We start from the raw sequence: 19,167 nt of genomic DNA, 5'->3' as shown, positions 1-19,167 counted from the left end.
GGCTCTCTCAAATTCGTTGCGATCGGGTATACTCTGGCGGCAATAGGGTAACGTTTTGTTACTCTATGCTTTGGGTTTGTGGAGAGTCAAATTGCGTGTCAGCCGTTCTTTAACGATCAAACAAATGGCGATGGTGTCTGCCGTCACTATGGTGTTTGTTTTCATATTTTGCGTTATTTTGCTGTTTCATTCCGTACAGCAGAATCGCTACAACACGGCTTCGCAACTGGAAAGTATCGCCCGCTCGGTTCGTTTACCGCTCTCGGCCGCCATTCTGAAAGGGGATATCCCCGAAGCAGAAACCATTTTACAGCGCATTCAGCCCGCGGGCATTGTCAGCCGGGCGGATGTGGTGCTGCCCAATCAATTCCAGGCGCTGCGGATGAGCTTTATTCCCGAGCGTCCGGTTCCGATGATGATCATGCGCCTGTTTGAGCTGCCGGTGCAGATTTCGCTCCCGCTTTATTCCCTTGAACGCCCTGCCAATCCGCAGCCGTTAGCCTATTTGGTTTTACAGGCGGATGCGTATCGGATGCACAAGTTTGTGATGAGCTGGATCTCGACGTTAGTAACTACTTACTTACTTTTGACGCTGATCCTGAGCGTGGCGCTGACCTGGTGTATCAATCGGTTGATTGTCCATCCGCTGCGCAAAATTGCCCGTGAGCTGGATAATCTCTCGCCGCAGGACCAGGTGGGACACCAGCTTTCACTGCCGCGCCTGCATCATGACGATGAAATCGGCATGCTGGTGCGCAGTTACAATATCAACCAGCAGCGCTTGCTGCGCCATCATGATGAGCTGAACAGTAACGCCACGCGTTTCCCGGTATCTGAACTGCCAAACAAAGCCTTCCTGATGGCGTTACTGGAACAAACCGTCGCGCGACAACAGACCACGGCGCTGATGGCTATCGCCTGTGAAACCTTGCAGGACACTGCTGGCGTGCTGAAAGAGAGCCAGCGCGAAATGCTGCTTCTGACGCTGGTGGAAAAAATCAAATCGGTGCTCGCGCCGCGAATGGTACTCACCCAGGTGAGCGGCTACGATTTTGTGATCCTCGCCCACGGGGTGAAAGAGCCGTGGCACGCCATAACGTTAGGTCAGCAAGTGCTCACTGTCATAAATGAGCGTCTGCCGGTGCAGGGCATCCAGCTGCGTCCGAGCGCCAGTATCGGTCTGGCGATGTATTACGGCGATCTGACGGCAGAACAGCTCTATCGACGCGCGTTCTCAGCGGCCTTTACCGCCCGTCGCAAAGGTAAAAATCAAATTCAGTTCTTCGAACCGGAGCAGATGGAAAAGGCGCAGCGACGGTTGACGGAAGAGAGCGATATTCTCACGGCACTGGATAATAATCAGTTCGCGCTGTGGCTGCAGCCGCAGGTTAATCTTGAAACGGGCGAAGTGAAAAGTGCCGAAGCGTTGTTACGCGTGCAACAGCCGGATGGTTCGTGGGAGCTGCCCGAAGGGCTGATTGAGCAGATTGAATCCTGTGGGCTGATGGTGACAGTGGGTTATTGGGTGCTGGAAGAGTCGTGCCGTCAGCTGTCTGCGTGGCAGGAACGCGGCATAGAGATGCCGCTGTCGGTCAACCTTTCCGCCTTACAGCTAATGCACCCGACGATGGTGTCGGAGATGCTTGAGCTGATCAATCGCTATCGGATCAAGCCCGACACGTTGATCCTCGAAGTCACGGAAAGCCGCCGTATTGATGACCCTAATGAGGCGGTGGCGATTCTGAAACCGCTGCGTAATGCCGGTATTCGCATTGCGCTGGATGATTTTGGCATGGGCTACGCGGGGCTGCGCCAGCTCCAGCACATGAAAACGCTGCCCGTTGACGTACTGAAGATCGATAAGACTTTTGTCGACGGTCTGCCAGACGACAGCAGCATGGTTGAGGCCATTATTCAGATGGCGCGCAGCCTTGATTTGCATGTGATTGCTGAAGGTGTCGAAACGGAAGCCCAGCGCGACTGGCTGGCGAAGGCAGGTGTCGAAAGTGGTCAGGGCTTCCTGTTTGCTCGCGCCGTGCCGTCCGATGAATTTGAAAAACGGTATCTCAGCGCCGAAAACACTCCCGCAAAAGTGTAAGTTTGTTGCTGGCTTGTTCGAGTCAGCTCTAATTTCTTAACATTTTTGTTTCATTTTTGACGTGTGTTCATTTCTGTCCTGTTTTACGGGTGTTATTTTAAAGCCGCAGGTGAGTCTTACCCATAAAAAACCTGTGGTTTTTCTTCCCAAGGACACCCTATGAAAACCTCACTCTTTAAAAGTCTCTACTTTCAGGTCCTGACAGCGATTGCCATTGGTATTCTCCTTGGCCATTTCTATCCTGAACTGGGCGCTCAAATGAAACCGCTTGGCGACGCGTTCGTGAAGCTCATCAAAATGATCATCGCGCCCGTTATCTTCTGTACCGTAGTGACCGGAATCGCTGGCATGGAAAGCATGAAGGCGGTCGGTCGTACCGGTGCGGTTGCCCTACTGTATTTCGAAGTCGTTAGTACCATTGCGTTAATTATCGGCCTCATTATCGTGAACGTGGTGCAACCGGGCGCGGGGATGAACGTTGATCCTTCCACGCTGGATGCCAAAGCGGTCGCGATTTATGCCGAGCAGGCCAAAGATCAGGGTATCGTCGCGTTCCTGCTGGATATTATTCCCGGCAGCGTGATTGGTGCCTTTGCCAGCGGCAACATTTTGCAGGTGCTGCTGTTCGCCGTGCTGTTTGGTTTTGCCCTGCATCGCCTGGGCAGTAAAGGCCAGCTGATTTTCAACGTGATTGAAAGCTTCTCGCAGGTCATTTTCGGCATTATCAATATGATCATGCGCCTGGCGCCCATTGGTGCGTTCGGGGCGATGGCCTTCACGATCGGTAAATATGGCGTGGGCACGCTGATTCAGCTCGGCCAGCTGATCATCTGCTTCTATATCACCTGTATTCTGTTTGTGGTGGTGGTGCTCGGTTCAATTGCACGCGCGACCGGTTTCAGCATCTTCAAATTTATCCGATACATCCGCGAAGAGCTGCTGATTGTGCTCGGTACGTCCTCGTCTGAATCTGCGTTGCCGCGCATGCTCGATAAGATGGAGAAGCTTGGCTGCCGTAAATCGGTCGTGGGGCTGGTGATACCGACCGGCTACTCCTTCAACCTCGACGGAACGTCGATTTATCTGACCATGGCCGCCGTGTTTATCGCCCAGGCGACAAACAGCCATATGGATATTTTCCATCAGATAACCCTGCTGGTAGTGCTCCTGCTTTCATCAAAAGGGGCGGCGGGCGTTACGGGCAGCGGGTTTATCGTCCTGGCGGCCACCATTTCGGCCGTAGGACACCTGCCAATTGCGGGTCTGGCGTTGATTCTCGGTATCGACCGCTTTATGTCTGAAGCCCGTGCCCTGACCAACCTGATCGGTAACGGCGTTGCCACCGTGGTGGTAGCGAAATGGGTCAAAGAGCTGGACCATAAAAAACTCGACGATACGCTGAATAATCGCGTGCCAGATAGCAAAACCCAAGGTTTATCCTCATAAAATCAGCACTTATGCCCGCTTACCCTTGTCGGGGGGCGGGCTCCTGCGCATAATAACGACTCATATCTGTCATACTTCGACAAGATTTTTTTCGGGAATTTTTCACTTCATGCCGTGACGTTTCACCCTTCACGCGGTCTAATCGAAGTGTTTGAACGTTTTTTACAGAGTGCTCGAGGCAGTGAGACACTCTTTTTAACCAGGATTGTTGATCAGGGGTTTACATGCAGGGCACAAAAATTCGACTCTTAACCGGCGGTTTGCTGATGATGGCAGCAGCCAGTTATGTGCAGGCAGATACTCTCCAGCCCGACCCGGCCTGGCAACAGGGAACACTGGCGAATGGTTTTCAGTGGCAAGTTTTAGCCACGCCGCAGCGTCCCAGCGATCGCATTGAAATTCGCCTTTCTGTTAATACCGGTTCACTGACTGAAAGCTCTCAGCAGAGCGGGTTCAGCCATTTTATTCCTCGACTGGCGCTGACCCAAAGCGGCAGTTTGCAAGCCGTGCAGGTGCGTTCACTATGGCAGCAGGGCATTGACCCGAAGCGTCCACTTCCGCCTGCCGTTGTCTCTTACGACTACACCATGTTTAACCTCAGCCTGCCGAATAACCGTAACGATCTGCTGAAAGAATCGCTGACCTGGCTCGGTGATACCGCTGGCAAAGTGGCGATCACGCCGGATACGGTCAACTATGCGCTAAGCAACAGTGACATGGTGGCGACCTGGCCCGCGGACACCAAAGACAGCTGGTGGCGTTATCGCCTGAAAGGCTCCACGCTGCTGGGACATGACCCGGCAGAGTCGGTCAAACAGCCGGTCGATATCGAGCAAGTTAAGTCGTTTTATCAGAAATGGTACACCCCGGATGCGATGACGCTGATCGTGGTGGGTAACGTAGATAGCCGTTCAGTGATCGAGCAGATCGGCAAAGCGTTTGGCGATCTCAAAGGCAAACGTGATGTGCCAGCGCCGGTCCCAACGCTGTCGCCGCTGCGCCCAGAGCCAGTGAGCATTATGACTGACGCCGTGCGCCAGGATCGTCTGGCGTTGATGTGGGACACGCCGTGGCAGCCGATTCGTGAATCTGCGGCGCTGCTGCGTTACTGGCGCGCTGATTTAGCGCGTGAAGCACTGTTCTGGCATGTTCAGCAAACGCTCAGCAAAAACAATGCGAAAGATATCGGCATTGGCTTCGACTGCCGCGTGCTGTTCCAGCGTGCCCAGTGCGCGATTAACGTTGAATCCCCGAGCGATAAGCTGAACGCCAATCTCAGCGTGGTCGCGAAAGAGCTGGCAAAAGTGCGTAAAGACGGCCTGTCGAAAGAGGAGTTTGATGCGCTGGTGGCACAGAAAGGCCTCGAGCTGCAAAAACTGTTCGCCACTTATGCCCGCACGGATACTGACGTTCTGATCAGTCAGCGTATTCGTTCCCTGCAAAACCAGGTGGTGGATATCGCGCCAGAGCAGTATCAGAAACTTCGGCAGGATTTTCTGAATAGCCTGACCGTTGAGATGATTAATCAGGATCTTCGTCAGCAATTGTCTCAGGACATGGCGCTGGTGTTGCTGCAGCCGAAAGGCGAACCGGAATTTAACATGAAGGATTTGCAGGCCACCTGGGATGAGATCATGACGCCGGAAGCCGCGCTTGCTGCACAGCCAGCGGTAGATGATTTACATCAGGATGCGTCAGATATTCCGCGCACGCAGTAATGTGTGGGCGGATGTCCTGATTCTGGCCCTCTCCTGCGGGAGGGGGCAAGGCCATCATCAAACCCCTCCCAGAAAACAGTACTGTTCCGTCTACTCTCCATTTATCGGGTTTGTTGTTCCTGCTTTTTCTTCATCCATGCGTCATCATATTTAATATTGCCCCTGACATAATTCCATTCAATTGCCCGGAATCTCAGCCCCACAACCTCATGCATATTTGGCGCGGTACTGCCCGGATAATAAACATGAGTAAAATCTAAGGACGAGATAACCACGCTTTCCAGCGTGATGCGGTAGATCTCAACTTCAATTCCCGCCTCGACAATCTCATAATATTTAATGACCGCTTTCTGTAATCGTCGTGATTCACTAATTACATTAGCAAGATACGGACTGACTTTATCGAGTTGTTTATGAATGACAACGGGATCATGCTGTCGGGTTCCTGTCAGGTTTCCGGTATGGCTATCGACACCTGTTCGTATGCCATAGCTACTGTTCATCACCTCTATGGCACCCTCTCGGCCTGGCGCCATACAATCCCCGGTGACTTGCATTCCATTTTCATCGTATAAAAATAAATAGGCGGGCAGTGACATTCTTATTACCTTAATTCCCTTAGTTGTCCATTGTTATTAATAAAGAACTCATGAACATAATCTTCACCATTTAAACCGTATGAAACAGCATAGCTATAACCATATTTCCACTTTATGTTAATGCAGTCATCAGGATAAGAGAGTTTTAGATTTGTATCATGTTTTATTGTTGTATATCCTTTCTCCTGATCAGATTCTATACGGTAGTAATTCAAAACGTCTTTTTTATCTACGCTAAAACAAAGCCTTTCATTACTGATGTAAGTGTATCTGTTTTCAGGAGCAGGCCTCCCTCCTGGACAACCAGACAGCAGGAGTATTAGAGGAATAATAACGAGTCTTTTCATCCAGGAAATCCTTTTAACACGGCTTTATATTTTTGAATCAAAGAGTAAACAGATTCACTAGAGTTATAATCACGATATACATGTAGATCACAATAATCTGTTAATTTATTATTAAGTAATAGCCAGTAATCACTAGCAATGGATGCTTGTTGTTCTAATCCATAATGTAGGAAATCTGCTTTATCTAAGCTGTAACTGTAATCAGCGAAACGAGAAAATAAGCCCCGTGTTCTGACAAACATACCCTTTTGTGCTTGCCAGGCGTGAACCATCTCATGCATAAATCTGTGTTTTTTTCCTACGAGCTCTAAAGAGAAATCGTGTGAATAGGTTTCTTCTCTAAACCACAGTTCACCGTTGGGCGTCATCGCAACATCGATAGGCTGTAGGTTAAAGGGGAGATAGCTTTCTCGGTGTACCCATATTTTACTGTAAATGAGACTTCCCCCGAACAGTGTCTTAGCAAGAGCGATTTCTCCTATAGTAAGGAGTCTCAATCCATCGGGCTTTATCCGGGTTCCTGATGTTGGATCAATATTTTCGTTAACGGGCACTCAATAACCCTCTCATCCTTGTTGGTATTGAGCACTTATCCTACAACCAGAAAATAGATGAAAGAAGCGATATTTTTCGAGATATTCACTGAACAATAATATTCACGAATAAATTAAATCAACGCATTGCTTTAACTAATTAATGTAATTCGACACCATGCAATTACATTCGAAAATTAGATGCTCCTTCCAGTAATAACCATTTTAAAAATAACGTTCTCACCGTATTATTTTTACGCACCTGCAATAACAGGTGTCGGGATTAGCCTCCTGAAACCTTCACTGACGACACCGCTATTTTGTGTCGTTCGCACGGCTACGCTAATATGGCGGGCCGGGCGGGGGCGTCGCAAGACGCGCCGGTGTCAGTGAGGCCGGTAAGGCTAACCCCGCTCGGATCCGCCACCCGTGAGATTAGCCTCTCTCTGGCGGTCATTAAAATCTCTCACTGGAGTTTTCTCTATGACACCAATCTTTACTCCCGAGCACGACTTATTCACTGTCCCCTTCAGCGCCGCGACCGATTTCACCGATCTCGCCGACTGCTGCGATCGCTTTGCCGAAACGCTGATGGAATGCCATGAACCTGTCGAGAAAATGGCGCTGCTTGGCCGCATCGGCGCTTGTCTCGCGCTGCTACGCCCGACGCTCAGCGAGCCGATCCCGCCGCACCTGATCGGGCGTTTTACCGTCGATACGCTGCCCGAAACGGCTCCGTATTTTGAGCCGGATGCCGAAGCCCTGTGCGATTACTGCCAGTCGCTGACGCTGGTGCTCTGCGGACAATCGCTACTGCCGGAAACGGAAAAAACGCTGAAAGCGCTGCTGTGTGAGCTGATGTGGATGTTTGCAGGAGATCTCAAAGCGCCGCGCTGGTCTTGAGACCAGACCGCGCGCTGATGAAGGGCGTTTAGCGCAGATTGAGCAGGCAACAGGAAAGACGGGGCAATCGCATCAGCAGATTGCCCCATAGCCTTCCCGGCTAAGACAGTTGTTTGCTACGTTTACTCAGGCATCGCATCACGTGGAATAATCGCCCCGCGATACTGAATCACGGTGCTTGCCGTCAGATGGCCGCGTTTGGCGGCGTCTTCAGGCGTGCCGCCCGTCAAACGCACGGCCAGATAGCCCGCGCTGAATGAATCGCCTGCCGCCGTGGTATCGACCACTTTGTCTTTGGCTAATTTCACCGCAGGGACGTCAATCACGGCTTCACCTGCCACCGAGACCAGACAAGAATCTGCGCCGCGCTTAATCACAACTTCGGAAACACCCGCATCATGCGTGCGAGCAATCACCTCTTCAACCGGCTTTTCACCCCATAACGCATCTTCGTCATCGAGGGTTAAGAACGCGATATCGGTACAGTGCAGCATCTGCTGGTAAACCTGCTGCGTCTCTTCGCGGCTGGCCCACAAACGTGGACGGTAGTTGTTATCGAAAATCACTTTGCCACCATTTGCACGGCACTCGTGCATCAGGGACAGTAATTTTTCACGGCTGGACGGGCTTAAAATGGCCAGGCTAATGCCGCTCAGATAGAGATAATCAAACGTCGCCAGCTCTTCGCAAATGGCCGCCGAATCTTCGCTCTCCAGCCAGAATTTGGCGGCAGCTTCGTTGCGCCAGTAATAGAAAGTACGTTCGCCGGTGCTGTCGGTTTCAATGTAATACAGCCCTGGCAGACGGTTTTCCATGCGCTGAATCAGCGAGGTTTGTACGTTTTCACTCTGCCAGGCTTCCAGCATCTGCTGGCTAAAGCTGTCGGTACCCAGCGCAGTGACGTAATTGACGGCAAGCGCTTCAGGGGCGACCTGGCGCGCAATGTAAACCGAAGTATTCAACGTGTCGCCACCAAAGCCGCGGCTAACTTCTGCGCCTTTCTGTGACAACTCAATCATGCATTCGCCAATCACGGCAATTTTTTTAGACATAGTCGTGAACCTGAACAGATAAATTAAAGTGAGTGTGCGCTGTGAGAAATTTATGGTCAACTATATTAAAACGTCGTTCCATAATTTTTTTTGAGCCAGCGCGTGTTCCGGAAAGTTTCTGTCATCTTAATTTCATTTTCCCGGCCAATTGAACATAAAGTTCTCACCTCGTAGGCCGATAACTCTTTGACGAGTCCAGACAGGTCATCTCTTTTCAACAGGACATCTGAAATGAAGTCAGAGCAGGTTATCCAGCGGCTATGCACCACTCCAGAAGCTAGTATCGAAAGCTTGCAGGAGCATCGCTATTGGCTGCAATGTGAGCGTGCTTATACTTATCAGCCTATCTACCGTATCAACGGCAGACTCATGGCAGTTGAGATTTTAACCGTCGTGACGCATCCATCCGATCCCACGCAACGTATCGCCCCTGACCGCTATTTTGCGGAGGTCAGCGTGCGCCAGCGTCTTGATGTTCTGGAAGAGCAGCTGGAAATGCTGGCGACGAAAGAAGCCTTTTTCGTGCGCAATGACATTCTGGCGTCGGTCAACGTTGATGGCCCCACGCTTATCGCCCTGCGCCAGAATCCAGGGCTGCAAAAACTCGTCGCCTCGCTGCCGTGGATGCGTTTTGAACTGGTTGAACATGTGCAGTTACCGCAGGACTCTTCGTTTGCATCGATGTGCGAATTTGGCCCGCTGTGGCTGGATGACTTCGGCACGGGTATGGCGAATTTCTCGGCGCTGAGCGAAGTCCGTTACGACTACATCAAAGTCGCGCGCGACCTGTTCATCATGCTGCGCCAGACCCCGGAAGGCCGAAATCTGTTTACCCTGTTGCTGCAACTGATGAACCGCTATTGCCAGGGCGTGATTGTCGAAGGCGTAGAAACGCTCGAAGAGTGGCGCGATGTTCAGAATTCGCCAGCGGCAGCGGCTCAGGGCTATTTCCTGTCTCGCCCCGTACCAATGGATACACTCGAGAACGTTATTATCACCCTGTAACGCTTGCTGTTTCCCACAATAGCGCGTCAGTAAAACGCGCTATTGCCGGAAGCAGCAAATCCCCATTTCGCTTTGCCTGAACTATATTCATGAAAGGCAAGGTTATAAAGAAAGGGGACAGTGATGACAAAAACGACCAGGATCGTCACCTGGGTGGCAGGGATTTTCTTGTTGTTGATTGTGGTAGCAATCATCATTATTGCGACGTTCGACTGGAATCGTCTCAAGCCGACCATCAACCAGAAAGTCTCAACCGAACTTAACCGACCCTTCGCCATTCGCGGCGATCTTGGCGTGGTGTGGGAGCGTCAGAAAGACGAAACCGGCTGGCGCAGCTGGGTTCCCTGGCCGCACGTTCACGCTAACGACATTATTCTCGGCAATCCGCCGGACATTCCTGAAGTCACCATGGTGCATCTGCCACGCGTAGAAGCCACGCTTGCGCCATTGGCGCTGCTGACGAAAACGGTTTATCTGCCGTGGATCAAACTGCAACAGCCCGATGCGCGGCTGATTCGTCTTTCAGAGAAAAACGACAACTGGACGTTTAACCTGGCCGGCAGCGATGAAGAAAAAGATCCCAACGCGCAGCCATCAGCCTGGTCATTCCGTCTGGATAATATTCTGTTTGATCGCGGGCGGATCGCGATTGATGACAAGGTCAGCAAAGCGGATGTGGAGATCTTTGTTGATCCGCTCGGTAAACCGCTGCCGTTCAGCGAAGTCACCGGTAATAAAGGCAAAAACGATACTCACAACGTGGGCGATTACGTTTTCGGCCTGAAAGCGACAGGACGTTACAACGGCCAGCCGTTAACCGGCACGGGCAAGATCGGCGGCGTGCTGGCGCTGCGAAGCGCAGGTACACCGTTCCCTGTGCAGGCGGATTTCCGCTCCGGTAACTCCCGCGTGGCGTTTGTCGGCACGGTCAACGATCCGATGAAAATGGGCGGCGTCGATGTGCAGCTTAAATTCTCCGGCGACTCGCTGGGTGAACTTTATGATTTAACGGGTGTACTCCTGCCGGACACTCCGCCGTTTGAGACGGACGGGCGTCTGGTGGCAAAAATCGATACCGAAAAATCCTCTGTGTTTGATTATCGCAATTTCAACGGACGTATCGGCGACAGCGATATTCGCGGCTCGCTCACGTATACCACCGGAAAACCACGGCCAAAACTGGAAGGCGATCTCGAATCCCGCCAGTTGCGGCTGGCCGATCTCGGCCCGCTGATCGGCGTTGATTCCGGTAAAGGCGCGCAGAAGGCAAAAAGCGCCGAGCAGAAAAAGGGCGAGAAAGATATCCAGCCGGCGGGCAAAGTGCTGCCCTACGATCGCTTTGAAACCGACAAATGGGATGTGATGGACGCCGATGTGCGCTTCAAAGGCCGTAAAATCGAGCACGGCAGCACGTTGCCTATTAGCGATCTTTCAACGCACATCATCCTGAAAAATTCAGATTTGCACCTGCAACCGCTGAAATTCGGTCTGGCGGGAGGAACCATCTCGTCGAATATTCATCTCGACGGCGACAAAAAACCGATGCAGGGACGGGCGGATATTCAGGCGCGCAGGCTGAAGCTGAAAGAGCTGATGCCAAACGTTGAGCTGATGCAAAAAACCCTCGGTGAGATGAACGGCGATGCGGAGATCCGCGGCGTGGGTAACTCGATTGCTGCGCTGCTGGGCAGCAGTAACGGGAATCTTAAGCTGCTGATGAACGACGGGTTGATCAGCCGTAACCTGATGGAGATTCTGGGGCTGAACGTCGGTAACTTCATCATTGGGCAGATTTTTGGCGATGACGAAGTGCGCGTGAACTGTGCGGCGGCGAATCTGGATCTGGTCAACGGAGTGGCGCGTCCGCAGATTTTTGCCTTCGATACGGAAAACGCGGTGATCAACGTGACGGGCACCGCGAGCATGGCGTCAGAACAGCTGGATTTGACGATTAATCCCGAGAGTAAGGGGTTCCGCATCATTACGCTGCGTTCCCCGCTCTACGTGCGCGGTTCGTTTAAAAATCCGCAAGCCGGTGTCAAACCCGGCCCGCTGATTGCGCGCGGTGCCGTGGCTGCGGCGTTGGCCACACTAGTGACGCCTGCGGCCGCGCTGCTGGCGCTGATTTCGCCATCAGAAGGGGACGCGAATCAGTGCCGCAATATTCTGTCGCAAATGAAGAAATAACGTGGGGAGCCTGGAGGGCGTTATCGCCTCAGCGTGAGGATGGGTAACGCTTTCCTCCTCTCCATTTAGGGAGAGGGGGAGAGATCGCTTCGGAGGTGATTCCGTTCACTTTCAGATACGTGCTTATTTAACGTTTCGGAACCCGTGAACGTGCCAGGGTGGCTCAATCGCCACCACCCTGGCAACCCGGGCTCCCGGCAAGAAAATCGCCGCTTCGCGGTGCCCTCGCCTTATTTCTTTCGGCTGACGGGGTCGGGCGCGTGTAACGTCCCTGTAAATGCGCCCTCGCCGCGCATCCCTGCGCGTCGCCCCGGCCTACAGAAAACGACTCAGCGATTTACAGCCGGATCAGAGCGTTGCTGCATTCCAGTCATCACTTAGACGACTTGCTCGCGGATAGAGAAGCACTCACTGGAAGTGAACGGAATACCCTCCAAAGCGGTATAGCCCTTCACCCCAGCCTTCTCCCTAAAGGGAGAGGGCATCCCTTATGCGAATCATCAATAAATCACAACGACCGATCGCGCGTCTCGTGCGTTAACAGCAACGCAATCAGCGTCAGCGCGGCCATCGATGCCAGATAAACCCCCACGTAGAACAGACCGTAATTTGCCTGTAACCAGGTCGCGATATACGGCGCAACGGAAGCACCCAGAATCGATGAAACGTTATAGGAGAACGACGCGCCGGTGTAGCGCACTTCCGTCGGGAACAGCTCCGGCAGCAGCGCGCCCATTGGGCCAAACGTCAGTCCCATCAGGCTCAAACCAATCAGCAGATAAACCATCACCAGCGCCGGACTGCCGGAACCCAACAGCGGCGGGAAGACGAACAGCGCGAACAGAATGATAAGCGTTGTAATGACGATCATGCTTGAGCGACGGCCAAATTTATCCGCCAGCAGGCCTGCAATCGGCACCATTACGCCAAAGCCAATCACCGCCATCATCAGCATCCACAGCACTTCATTACGTGGCAGGCCCAGCCCAACCGGTGCCGCAGCGGTGCTGAAGGTCATGGAATACACGGTCATGATGTAAAACAGCGTGTAGGTCGCCAGCATGATGAACGTGCCCAGCACCGTCACGCGGACGTGTTTGGTCAGCAGCGTACCCAGCGGGATTTTGACCTGTTTTTTCGCCGCCGCGACTTTGGCGAAAACGGGCGTTTCGTGCAGAGAAACGCGCACGTACAGGCCAATCAACACCAGCACAGCAGAGAAGATAAACGGAATACGCCAGCCCCAGCTCATGAACTGCTCGTCGGTCAGCAGCCACGACAGCAGCAGGAACGTGCCGTTAGCGAAGAAGAAGCCAATCGGCGCGCCTAACTGCGGGAACGAGCCGTACAGCGCGCGTTTGCGCGGCGGGGCATTTTCAGTCGCCAGTAACGCCGCACCACCCCATTCACCGCCCAGGCCCAAACCCTGACCAAAGCGCGCCAGCGCCAGCAGAATCGGGGCTAAAATACCGATTGTTTCGTAGGTTGGCAGCAGGCCAATCGCGACGGTGGAAATCCCCATGGTCAGCAGCGATGCCACCAGGGTGACCTTGCGGCCAACGCGATCGCCAAAGTGCCCGAAGACAGCCGAACCAATCGGGCGCGCGATAAAGGCGATAGCGAACGTTGCCAGCGATTGTAGCGTTGCCGCCGTAGGATCGCCCTGCGGGAAGAAAATGTGCGGAAAGACAATGACCGCAGCAGTGGCGTAAATGTAGAAATCGAAGAATTCGATGGCGGTGCCAATCAGTGAGGCAACGACGACTTTATTACGCGAGTTGACCGGTGTGCTTTCTGGTTCGGAGTCGATGGTAGTGGCTGTGGCTTGCATAAAATTTTCTTATTTTTTGGCGAACGAACGGCCATATTACGCATAGCAAAAGCGACATTTCAATCTGTAACAAAGTGACGAAGCGGCGATAAAAGCAGCAAAAAGCGGATAATATTCAGGGCGGCGAAATATCTTCTATGAAATGCTTCACAGATTTTATATATCAGAGGATAAAACTGGTTTTTGGTTAAATAAAAGTTACAGGCTGGATTTATATGCTGAAATGCCGAATCGGGCTGATATTATGCATGCTTATTCAGCCCGATGGCGGATTTACCGGTGCGTTTTGCCCGGCATTCTTGGGTCGTCTTTGTACTGCGCGGTGGCGATCCACGCGGCGCAGAAGAGCGTCAGGCGAGCAAAGAAGTAGAAGAACGCCATAAGCCCTAACACCGAGCCAAACGCGGCCCCAGACGGTGATTTCACCAGCGCCGGAAGGGTGTACGTCATGACGATTTTAATCACTTCAAAGCCAATCGCCGCGATAAACGTCCCACGAATCAACGCTTTTTTGCGCGGGCGGTGGCGCGGCAATCGCCAGAATATCCAGAAGAAAAGCAGATAGTTGGCAAAAATAGAAATGGCCAGGCCGATAACCCGCCAGGCCGGTTTGAGCCACTCAATGTAATCGAGATACAGCGCGGAGATAATCATCTGCTGCGCTGACCCGGCGACGGAGGTAATCGACAGCGTCACGATCAGCGCAATCAGCAGGCCTATCAGCGAGACGAAATCGCGCAGATATTTAATCCAGATTTTTTCTTCGTCCTGCGGCCTGCGCTCCCACACATCGCGCGACTGGGCGCGAATGGCTTCACGCAGGTTTCCCATCCAGTTAACACCTGAATAGAGCGCAATCAGCAGCCCGACAATCCCCACGGTGGTTCGTTGCTGAACCGCGGTGTTAATGGTGCTTTTGAGCGTGGCGGCGAGCGTAGGGTCGCTGACGTTCACCAGAATTTTGTTGAAGATGTCCTGTAACAGCGTGGGATGCGAGGCGAGGATAAAACCGGCCGCTGCAAACGACACCATCATAATCGGGATCATGGATAAGAAGGAGAAATAGGTAATCGCCGCCCCAAACTGATTGCCCATGCGATCGTTAAAGCGCTCGGCGGCGCGTATCAGGTGCGCAATCATTGGGCGGCGCTGAATTTTCTGCGCCGTGTCGGTCACCGTTTCCAGTGCCTTATTCGCTTTGCCGGGAGAGGGCTTTTTTTCTGGCTCCGTTTCCATTTTTTTAATGGGATCGTATTCCAGTTCCTGAGTCGGTCGTTGCTGGTTGTTTTCCGGCGTCACGCGCATTTTCCTTATTCGTTTGACTGGAGGTTACAGAATTATAGCTTGCGACTAGTCAACGTAGGCTTTCATTATGCCGGTGAGCCACTCCATGAACAGGTGGACGCGTCGGGAGAGGTTGCGACGATGGGGATAAATCAGCGACACGGGCATCGGTTCGGCGCGATATTGCGGCAGGATCTCTACCATTTTTTTCGCCCGCAGCGCCTCGCGGACGCCGACGCGTGGCACCTGGATAATCCCCAGTCCGGCAAGGCACGCCGCATGATAGGTTTCGGTACTGTTGACCGTTAAAATGCCCCCGGTTTTCACCCACACCGTTGCATCACCGTTAAAAAATTCAAAACCCTGCGGGCGCGTGCCCAGATTCACGGCGTAATGAATGACCGCGTGAGACGCGAGATCGTCCAGATTGTCCGGATACCCGAAACGCGCCAGATAATCGGGGCTGGCGCAGTTAATCATCGACAGTTTGCCTAGCGTACGCGCGATCAAGCCAGAATCCTTCAGCGTGCCGACGCGCACCACGCAGTCGAACCCTTCACGAATCACATCCACCAGCCGATCGCTGCTGCTCAATTCCAGCTCAATGCCGGGATATTGCTGTAAGAAGGAGGGCAGTTTCGGGATGACTAAATTTCGCGCAACGGCAACCGGCATATCGACGCGCAATCGTCCGCTGATGCTGGTGGGGTCACTCTGGAAAAGGCCATCCAGTTCGTCGAGGTTGGCGAGCAGATCTTTTGCCCGCTCGTAATAGACCATGCCGTCTTGCGTCAGGCTGACGCGGCGCGTGGTGCGGTGTAAAAGCTGGGTGCCCAACAGGTTTTCCAGCGCCTGAATCTGGCGCGATACGCTACCTTTAGGAAGACCTAACGTGTCCGCAGCGCGAGAAAAACTCTCCAGTTCCGCCACGCGGATAAAGAGCTGCATTGCGTGAATTTTATCCATAGGCTGCGCTCATTATTGTTGTCAGTGAAACAGTGAAGCGTTCTTTGCCGTCTTTATTGATTTTCTATCACCTAATAAGCTCTTACTCAATCTCCATATCAACCGAAACGAGGTTTTTCATGAGTGAACGTATTGCATTAGTGACGGGTGGGAGTCGCGGACTGGGTAAAAACGCGGCCTTAAAGCTGGCAGCAAAGGGGACGGGAATCATCCTGACTTACCACAGCAGCCAGAAAGAAGCCTTTGATGTGGTCCATCAGATTGAAGAGAAAGGCGTGAAGGCCGTGGCTTTGCCGCTCAATGTCGGTGACGTCGCGAGCTTTGAACGTTTTGTGAGCGAGGTGCGCTCACAGCTAAAACATGTCTGGCAGCGTGATTCGTTCGATTATTTATTGAACAATGCTGGAACGGGTTTATACGCCCCGTACGCAGAGACCACGGAAGCGCAATTTGATGATGCGATGAATATCCATTTTAAAGGACCTTTCTTCCTGACGCAGGGTCTGCTGCCTGTCATTAAAGACGGCGGGCGTATTTTGAACGTCTCGAGCGGGTTGGCGCGTTTTGCCCAGCCGGGTTCCAGCGCCTATGCGGCGATGAAAGGGGCAATGGAAGTGCTCACGCGCTACCAGGCAAAAGAGTTGGGCGCGCGCGGCATATCAGTCAATATCATCGCCCCGGGCGCTATCGAAACCGATTTTGGCGGCGGTCGCGTGCGGGACAACGAGCAGTTGAATCAGATGATTGCTTCGCAAACGGCGCTGGGCCGCGTCGGGCTGCCGGACGATATTGGTGACGCGATCGCGGCATTGCTGAGCGATGACCTGGGCTGGATGAACGCGCAGCGCATTGAGGTGTCAGGGGGGATGTTCCTGTAACCCTCAACGCGCTGGAACCACATGCTCGTGTTTGAGCAAGCCAAATACCCAGTCATTATGCCAGCCCCCAGACAGCCAGAAGTTTTCTCGCAGCTCGCCTTCCAGTACAAAGCCTGCTTTTTCCAGCAGGCGCCGGGAGGCGATGTTGCCCGCCGTTACCGTTGCGGTCAGACGGCGGATCCCGCCCTGCTCAAACGCGAAATCGCACAGCGCGCGTAACGACTCATAGCCATAGCCTTTACCCTGAGCTTCCGGCGCGAATAAAAACCCGACTTCTGCGCAATCATTTTCTCTATGTATATATCCAGTCGCTCCCAGCGGTATCTGGCTGACGGCGTCACGCACAATTAAGCACAGCCAGTGATCGCTGCCAGGCGTCCAGTGCTGAAGACGCGGTTCGAATGCTGCGCGGATCGTCGCAATTGGCCGCTGATTTGCAACAAATTTCATCACCTCCGGGTCTTGCTGGAGCGACAGATAAAATGGCCAGTCTTGCTCTTCGACAGGTGAGCAAATCAGGCGGGGCGTCGTTATCACCGGCATGCATTTTCTCCTATAACAATTTTCAATGATTATAGGGTTATCACTTTATTTCTCCATATTCTCAGTTATGTTTAAGGGCGCATAAATTAAAAAAATTAGCCCGTTGCGGCCGACTTCTCCTTTTTGCAGTACTTAAGGTAAATGATGACATCAAGCACATCACATCACATTCGTGGGCAATTTGAACAATGCATCGGCATTATTCGGCTCGCCTCCGTGGAGATCTTGCTGTTACTTGATCTGCGCGTCTCTGAAGGGAAAGATCCCCGCTGGTTCCTGGAACAACTCGACACGGCCCGCCTGGGTCTGGGCGGATGGGGACCGGTGGCGAAACGCCTGAATCTCAATGATGCCGAAATGTCCGATTTCACGCTGCAATTGCGGCTACTACAGCAGCGCGTGCCGCAGTATGAAAGCGGTCAGGATGTCAGTGAAAATCAGCTGATCGCTGCCGTGCGGTTTGTTACTTCGCTGGAACATCTGCGGTTGCAACAGCCGCTGCTGGGCTACAACACTGACCTCGCGCCGGGAGATGAATCGCAGCAATTGCAGGCGCATAAGCAGGTGCGTGCCATTGAGCTGATCATTAGATCGTTAATTATGCAGGCCTGGCCCGATCAGGTGCGGCTGAACAACCATCTAAAAACCTTATTCAATGCCGACCGCGTCAGACGCTGGCTGAAACTCGGTGAGCGTAACGATGTCCTGAGCGGCATGATGTTCAGCGAAATGGCGCAGATGCTGGTCGATAAGAAAGAGTTCAGCCGCTATTACTCACGTCTGTTCAACGATGGCACCAACCTGACCCTGCTGGTTGAACCACGTAAAACGCTGCAGATTTTTCTGGATGATATTCGACAGATCCGTAATGCCCTGACTGTTCAGCAAACCTTAAGCTCCGCACAACTCCTGATGCTGGATAATTACTATGGGCAGATCTCCCGGCCTATCCAGCGCGCTTTCGAAGAAGGGCGCACGCGCATTAACCCGACCGGACTGATGGCGGTCGATGCCAGTGAGCTGCACACTTTCTGGGAAAACGCGCAAAAAATGGACAGGCAGACCGGGGGCGATCTCTTTGAGGTACGTGACAGTATTGAAAAGCCGACGCAGCGCGCGCCGCGTACTCCGGAGCAACGCGATCAGCTGATCTCCGGCACGCTGTGGGGGGCGGTGGGCGTGATGGTGCTCGCTATCATTGCGGGCGGCGTGTGGTTGGTGGTCAGCGAGATGCCTTCTGCTCCGGCGGCCACCGTGACAGCACAGGTGCAGGCCCCGTTGCCCGAGACGCGTGAAAAGCCGTCTCCGCGAGAAAAGCTGACGCGCATGGGCGTGACATGGGATGAAAACAGTCTTCGCTCCGCCATCGATCGCAACGATACGCAGATGACTCTGCTGTTCCTGCAAAGTGGAATGGACTGGAAACTGTCATGGACCGAGCAGGCGATGGCGTCTAAACATGACGAAGTGCTGGAAGTGCTGATGCGCTATCCGCAGAAAATGGTGGAGGAAAAACCGTGCCGCCGCTTCATCAGTACCTTGAGCCATGCGATGTCGAACGGGGAGCCGCTCACGTCGGTGCGTAAACAGTTCCTCTCCGCTTTTTGTACCGTGCCTGCGGTTGTGAAGCGTCAGAAACGTGAAGCCGAGCAAGCGACGTTGCGAGCACAAGCGCAGCCGGATGAAAGCAACAAACGTTGGCAGTCTATCCAGACGGATATCTACAATGTGATTCGCTAAACACGTATGTTAAACACATACGTTAAACAAAAACGCT

16 protein-coding genes are annotated in these 19,167 nt (G+C 53.0%); 8 read left to right on the top strand and 8 right to left on the bottom strand.

Features of this window, described 5'->3' with window-relative positions; genetic code table 11:
• Positions 1–91 precede the first annotated feature (91 nt).
• The 3 genes from hmsP to I6L74_RS07305 all read left to right on the top strand — a co-directional run bounded on the left by hmsP (position 92) and on the right by I6L74_RS07305 (position 5,262).
• Positions 92–2,098 (top strand): biofilm formation regulator HmsP, encoded by a 2,007-nt coding sequence (gene hmsP, locus I6L74_RS07315; RefSeq protein ID WP_059180386.1) that lies wholly within the window; start codon positions 92–94, stop codon positions 2,096–2,098.
• A gap of 159 nt (positions 2,099–2,257) precedes the next feature.
• Positions 2,258–3,544, top strand: coding sequence for a dicarboxylate/amino acid:cation symporter (locus I6L74_RS07310; RefSeq protein WP_059180385.1), 1,287 nt, complete (start codon positions 2,258–2,260; stop codon positions 3,542–3,544).
• 224 nt (positions 3,545–3,768) lie between these two features.
• A complete protein-coding gene (locus I6L74_RS07305; RefSeq protein WP_059180384.1) occupies positions 3,769–5,262 on the top strand; it encodes a M16 family metallopeptidase in 1,494 nt (497 codons plus the stop codon).
• A gap of 101 nt (positions 5,263–5,363) precedes the next feature.
• On the opposite strand, the gene I6L74_RS07300 is transcribed toward I6L74_RS07305, so the two are convergent.
• The 3 genes from I6L74_RS07300 to I6L74_RS07290 are packed head-to-tail and all read right to left on the bottom strand — an operon-like array spanning position 5,364 to position 6,762.
• The gene (locus I6L74_RS07300) at positions 5,364–5,861 is read right to left on the bottom strand and encodes an Hcp family type VI secretion system effector (RefSeq protein WP_059180383.1); all 498 of its coding nucleotides are present in this window, start codon (positions 5,859–5,861) and stop codon (positions 5,364–5,366) included.
• A 5-nt stretch (positions 5,862–5,866) separates the two neighbouring features.
• Positions 5,867–6,208, bottom strand: a complete 342-nt coding sequence (locus tag I6L74_RS07295; RefSeq protein WP_059180382.1) for a putative T6SS immunity periplasmic lipoprotein — start codon at positions 6,206–6,208, stop codon at positions 5,867–5,869.
• Positions 6,205–6,762, bottom strand: coding sequence for an alpha-crystallin domain-containing protein (locus tag I6L74_RS07290; protein WP_059180381.1), 558 nt, complete (start codon positions 6,760–6,762; stop codon positions 6,205–6,207). Before I6L74_RS07290 ends, I6L74_RS07295 begins: the two co-directional genes overlap by 4 nt.
• Positions 6,763–7,224: 462 nt before the next feature.
• Between I6L74_RS07290 and I6L74_RS07285 the strand changes: the two genes are divergently transcribed.
• Positions 7,225–7,644 (top strand): hypothetical protein, encoded by a 420-nt coding sequence (locus I6L74_RS07285; protein WP_059180380.1) that lies wholly within the window; start codon positions 7,225–7,227, stop codon positions 7,642–7,644.
• Positions 7,645–7,766: 122 nt separating this feature from the next.
• Here I6L74_RS07285 and kdgK read toward each other — a convergent pair whose 3' ends face one another.
• Positions 7,767–8,696: a 2-dehydro-3-deoxygluconokinase gene (gene kdgK / locus I6L74_RS07280; RefSeq protein ID WP_059180379.1), complete on the bottom strand. Its 930-nt coding sequence runs from the start codon at positions 8,694–8,696 to the stop codon at positions 7,767–7,769.
• Between the two features lie 231 nt (positions 8,697–8,927).
• Here kdgK and pdeH point away from each other — a divergent pair, with 231 nt between their 5' ends.
• Positions 8,928–9,701 (top strand): cyclic-guanylate-specific phosphodiesterase, encoded by a 774-nt coding sequence (gene pdeH, locus I6L74_RS07275; protein WP_059180378.1) that lies wholly within the window; start codon positions 8,928–8,930, stop codon positions 9,699–9,701.
• A gap of 123 nt (positions 9,702–9,824) precedes the next feature.
• Positions 9,825–11,888 carry an AsmA family protein gene (locus I6L74_RS07270; protein WP_059180377.1) on the top strand — a complete coding sequence of 688 codons (2,064 nt, stop codon included), beginning with the start codon at positions 9,825–9,827 and terminating at the stop codon, positions 11,886–11,888.
• 508 nt (positions 11,889–12,396) lie between these two features.
• On the opposite strand, the gene I6L74_RS07265 is transcribed toward I6L74_RS07270, so the two are convergent.
• The 3 genes from I6L74_RS07265 to I6L74_RS07255 all read right to left on the bottom strand — a co-directional run bounded on the left by I6L74_RS07265 (position 12,397) and on the right by I6L74_RS07255 (position 15,969).
• Positions 12,397–13,719 carry an MFS transporter gene (locus I6L74_RS07265; RefSeq protein ID WP_059180376.1) on the bottom strand — a complete coding sequence of 441 codons (1,323 nt, stop codon included), beginning with the start codon at positions 13,717–13,719 and terminating at the stop codon, positions 12,397–12,399.
• Positions 13,720–13,992: 273 nt separating this feature from the next.
• Positions 13,993–15,018, bottom strand: a complete 1,026-nt coding sequence (gene yhjD, locus I6L74_RS07260) for an inner membrane protein YhjD (protein ID WP_059180408.1) — start codon at positions 15,016–15,018, stop codon at positions 13,993–13,995.
• 51 nt (positions 15,019–15,069) lie between these two features.
• Entirely contained in the window at positions 15,070–15,969 is a 900-nt protein-coding gene (locus tag I6L74_RS07255; RefSeq protein WP_059180375.1) for a LysR family transcriptional regulator, read from the bottom strand.
• Positions 15,970–16,088: 119 nt separating this feature from the next.
• On the opposite strand from I6L74_RS07255, the gene I6L74_RS07250 reads away from it, so the two are divergent.
• Positions 16,089–16,847 carry an SDR family NAD(P)-dependent oxidoreductase gene (locus I6L74_RS07250; RefSeq protein WP_059180374.1) on the top strand — a complete coding sequence of 253 codons (759 nt, stop codon included), beginning with the start codon at positions 16,089–16,091 and terminating at the stop codon, positions 16,845–16,847.
• A gap of 3 nt (positions 16,848–16,850) precedes the next feature.
• Here I6L74_RS07250 and I6L74_RS07245 read toward each other — a convergent pair whose 3' ends face one another.
• Complete coding sequence (locus tag I6L74_RS07245; RefSeq protein WP_059180373.1) at positions 16,851–17,390, bottom strand: GNAT family N-acetyltransferase; 540 nt, start codon at positions 17,388–17,390, stop codon at positions 16,851–16,853.
• A gap of 144 nt (positions 17,391–17,534) precedes the next feature.
• Here I6L74_RS07245 and I6L74_RS07240 point away from each other — a divergent pair, with 144 nt between their 5' ends.
• Positions 17,535–19,130 (top strand): STY4199 family HEPN domain-containing protein, encoded by a 1,596-nt coding sequence (locus I6L74_RS07240; protein WP_059180372.1) that lies wholly within the window; start codon positions 17,535–17,537, stop codon positions 19,128–19,130.
• Positions 19,131–19,167 lie beyond the last annotated feature (37 nt).

It is taken from the genome of Lelliottia amnigena (assembly GCF_019047465.1).
Taxonomy (GTDB): domain Bacteria; phylum Pseudomonadota; class Gammaproteobacteria; order Enterobacterales; family Enterobacteriaceae; genus Enterobacter; species Enterobacter amnigenus.
This window is presented reverse-complemented; position numbering and strand designations above follow the sequence as displayed.

What these genes read in the sequence shown, in the direction of transcription:
- I6L74_RS07245 (WP_059180373.1), bottom strand. Translation starts at nt 17,390, where the DNA reads ATGCCGGTGATAACGACGCCCCGCCTGATTTGCTCACCTGTCGAAGAG.
- I6L74_RS07310 (WP_059180385.1), top strand. Translation starts at nt 2,258, where the DNA reads ATGAAAACCTCACTCTTTAAAAGTCTCTACTTTCAGGTCCTGACAGCG.
- I6L74_RS07300 (WP_059180383.1), bottom strand. Translation starts at nt 5,861, where the DNA reads ATGTCACTGCCCGCCTATTTATTTTTATACGATGAAAATGGAATGCAA.
- I6L74_RS07250 (WP_059180374.1), top strand. Translation starts at nt 16,089, where the DNA reads ATGAGTGAACGTATTGCATTAGTGACGGGTGGGAGTCGCGGACTGGGT.
- pdeH (WP_059180378.1), top strand. Translation starts at nt 8,928, where the DNA reads ATGAAGTCAGAGCAGGTTATCCAGCGGCTATGCACCACTCCAGAAGCT.
- I6L74_RS07255 (WP_059180375.1), bottom strand. Translation starts at nt 15,969, where the DNA reads ATGGATAAAATTCACGCAATGCAGCTCTTTATCCGCGTGGCGGAACTG.
- I6L74_RS07295 (WP_059180382.1), bottom strand. Translation starts at nt 6,208, where the DNA reads ATGAAAAGACTCGTTATTATTCCTCTAATACTCCTGCTGTCTGGTTGT.
- I6L74_RS07265 (WP_059180376.1), bottom strand. Translation starts at nt 13,719, where the DNA reads ATGCAAGCCACAGCCACTACCATCGACTCCGAACCAGAAAGCACACCG.
- I6L74_RS07305 (WP_059180384.1), top strand. Translation starts at nt 3,769, where the DNA reads ATGCAGGGCACAAAAATTCGACTCTTAACCGGCGGTTTGCTGATGATG.
- I6L74_RS07240 (WP_059180372.1), top strand. Translation starts at nt 17,535, where the DNA reads ATGACATCAAGCACATCACATCACATTCGTGGGCAATTTGAACAATGC.
- I6L74_RS07285 (WP_059180380.1), top strand. Translation starts at nt 7,225, where the DNA reads ATGACACCAATCTTTACTCCCGAGCACGACTTATTCACTGTCCCCTTC.
- kdgK (WP_059180379.1), bottom strand. Translation starts at nt 8,696, where the DNA reads ATGTCTAAAAAAATTGCCGTGATTGGCGAATGCATGATTGAGTTGTCA.
- I6L74_RS07270 (WP_059180377.1), top strand. Translation starts at nt 9,825, where the DNA reads ATGACAAAAACGACCAGGATCGTCACCTGGGTGGCAGGGATTTTCTTG.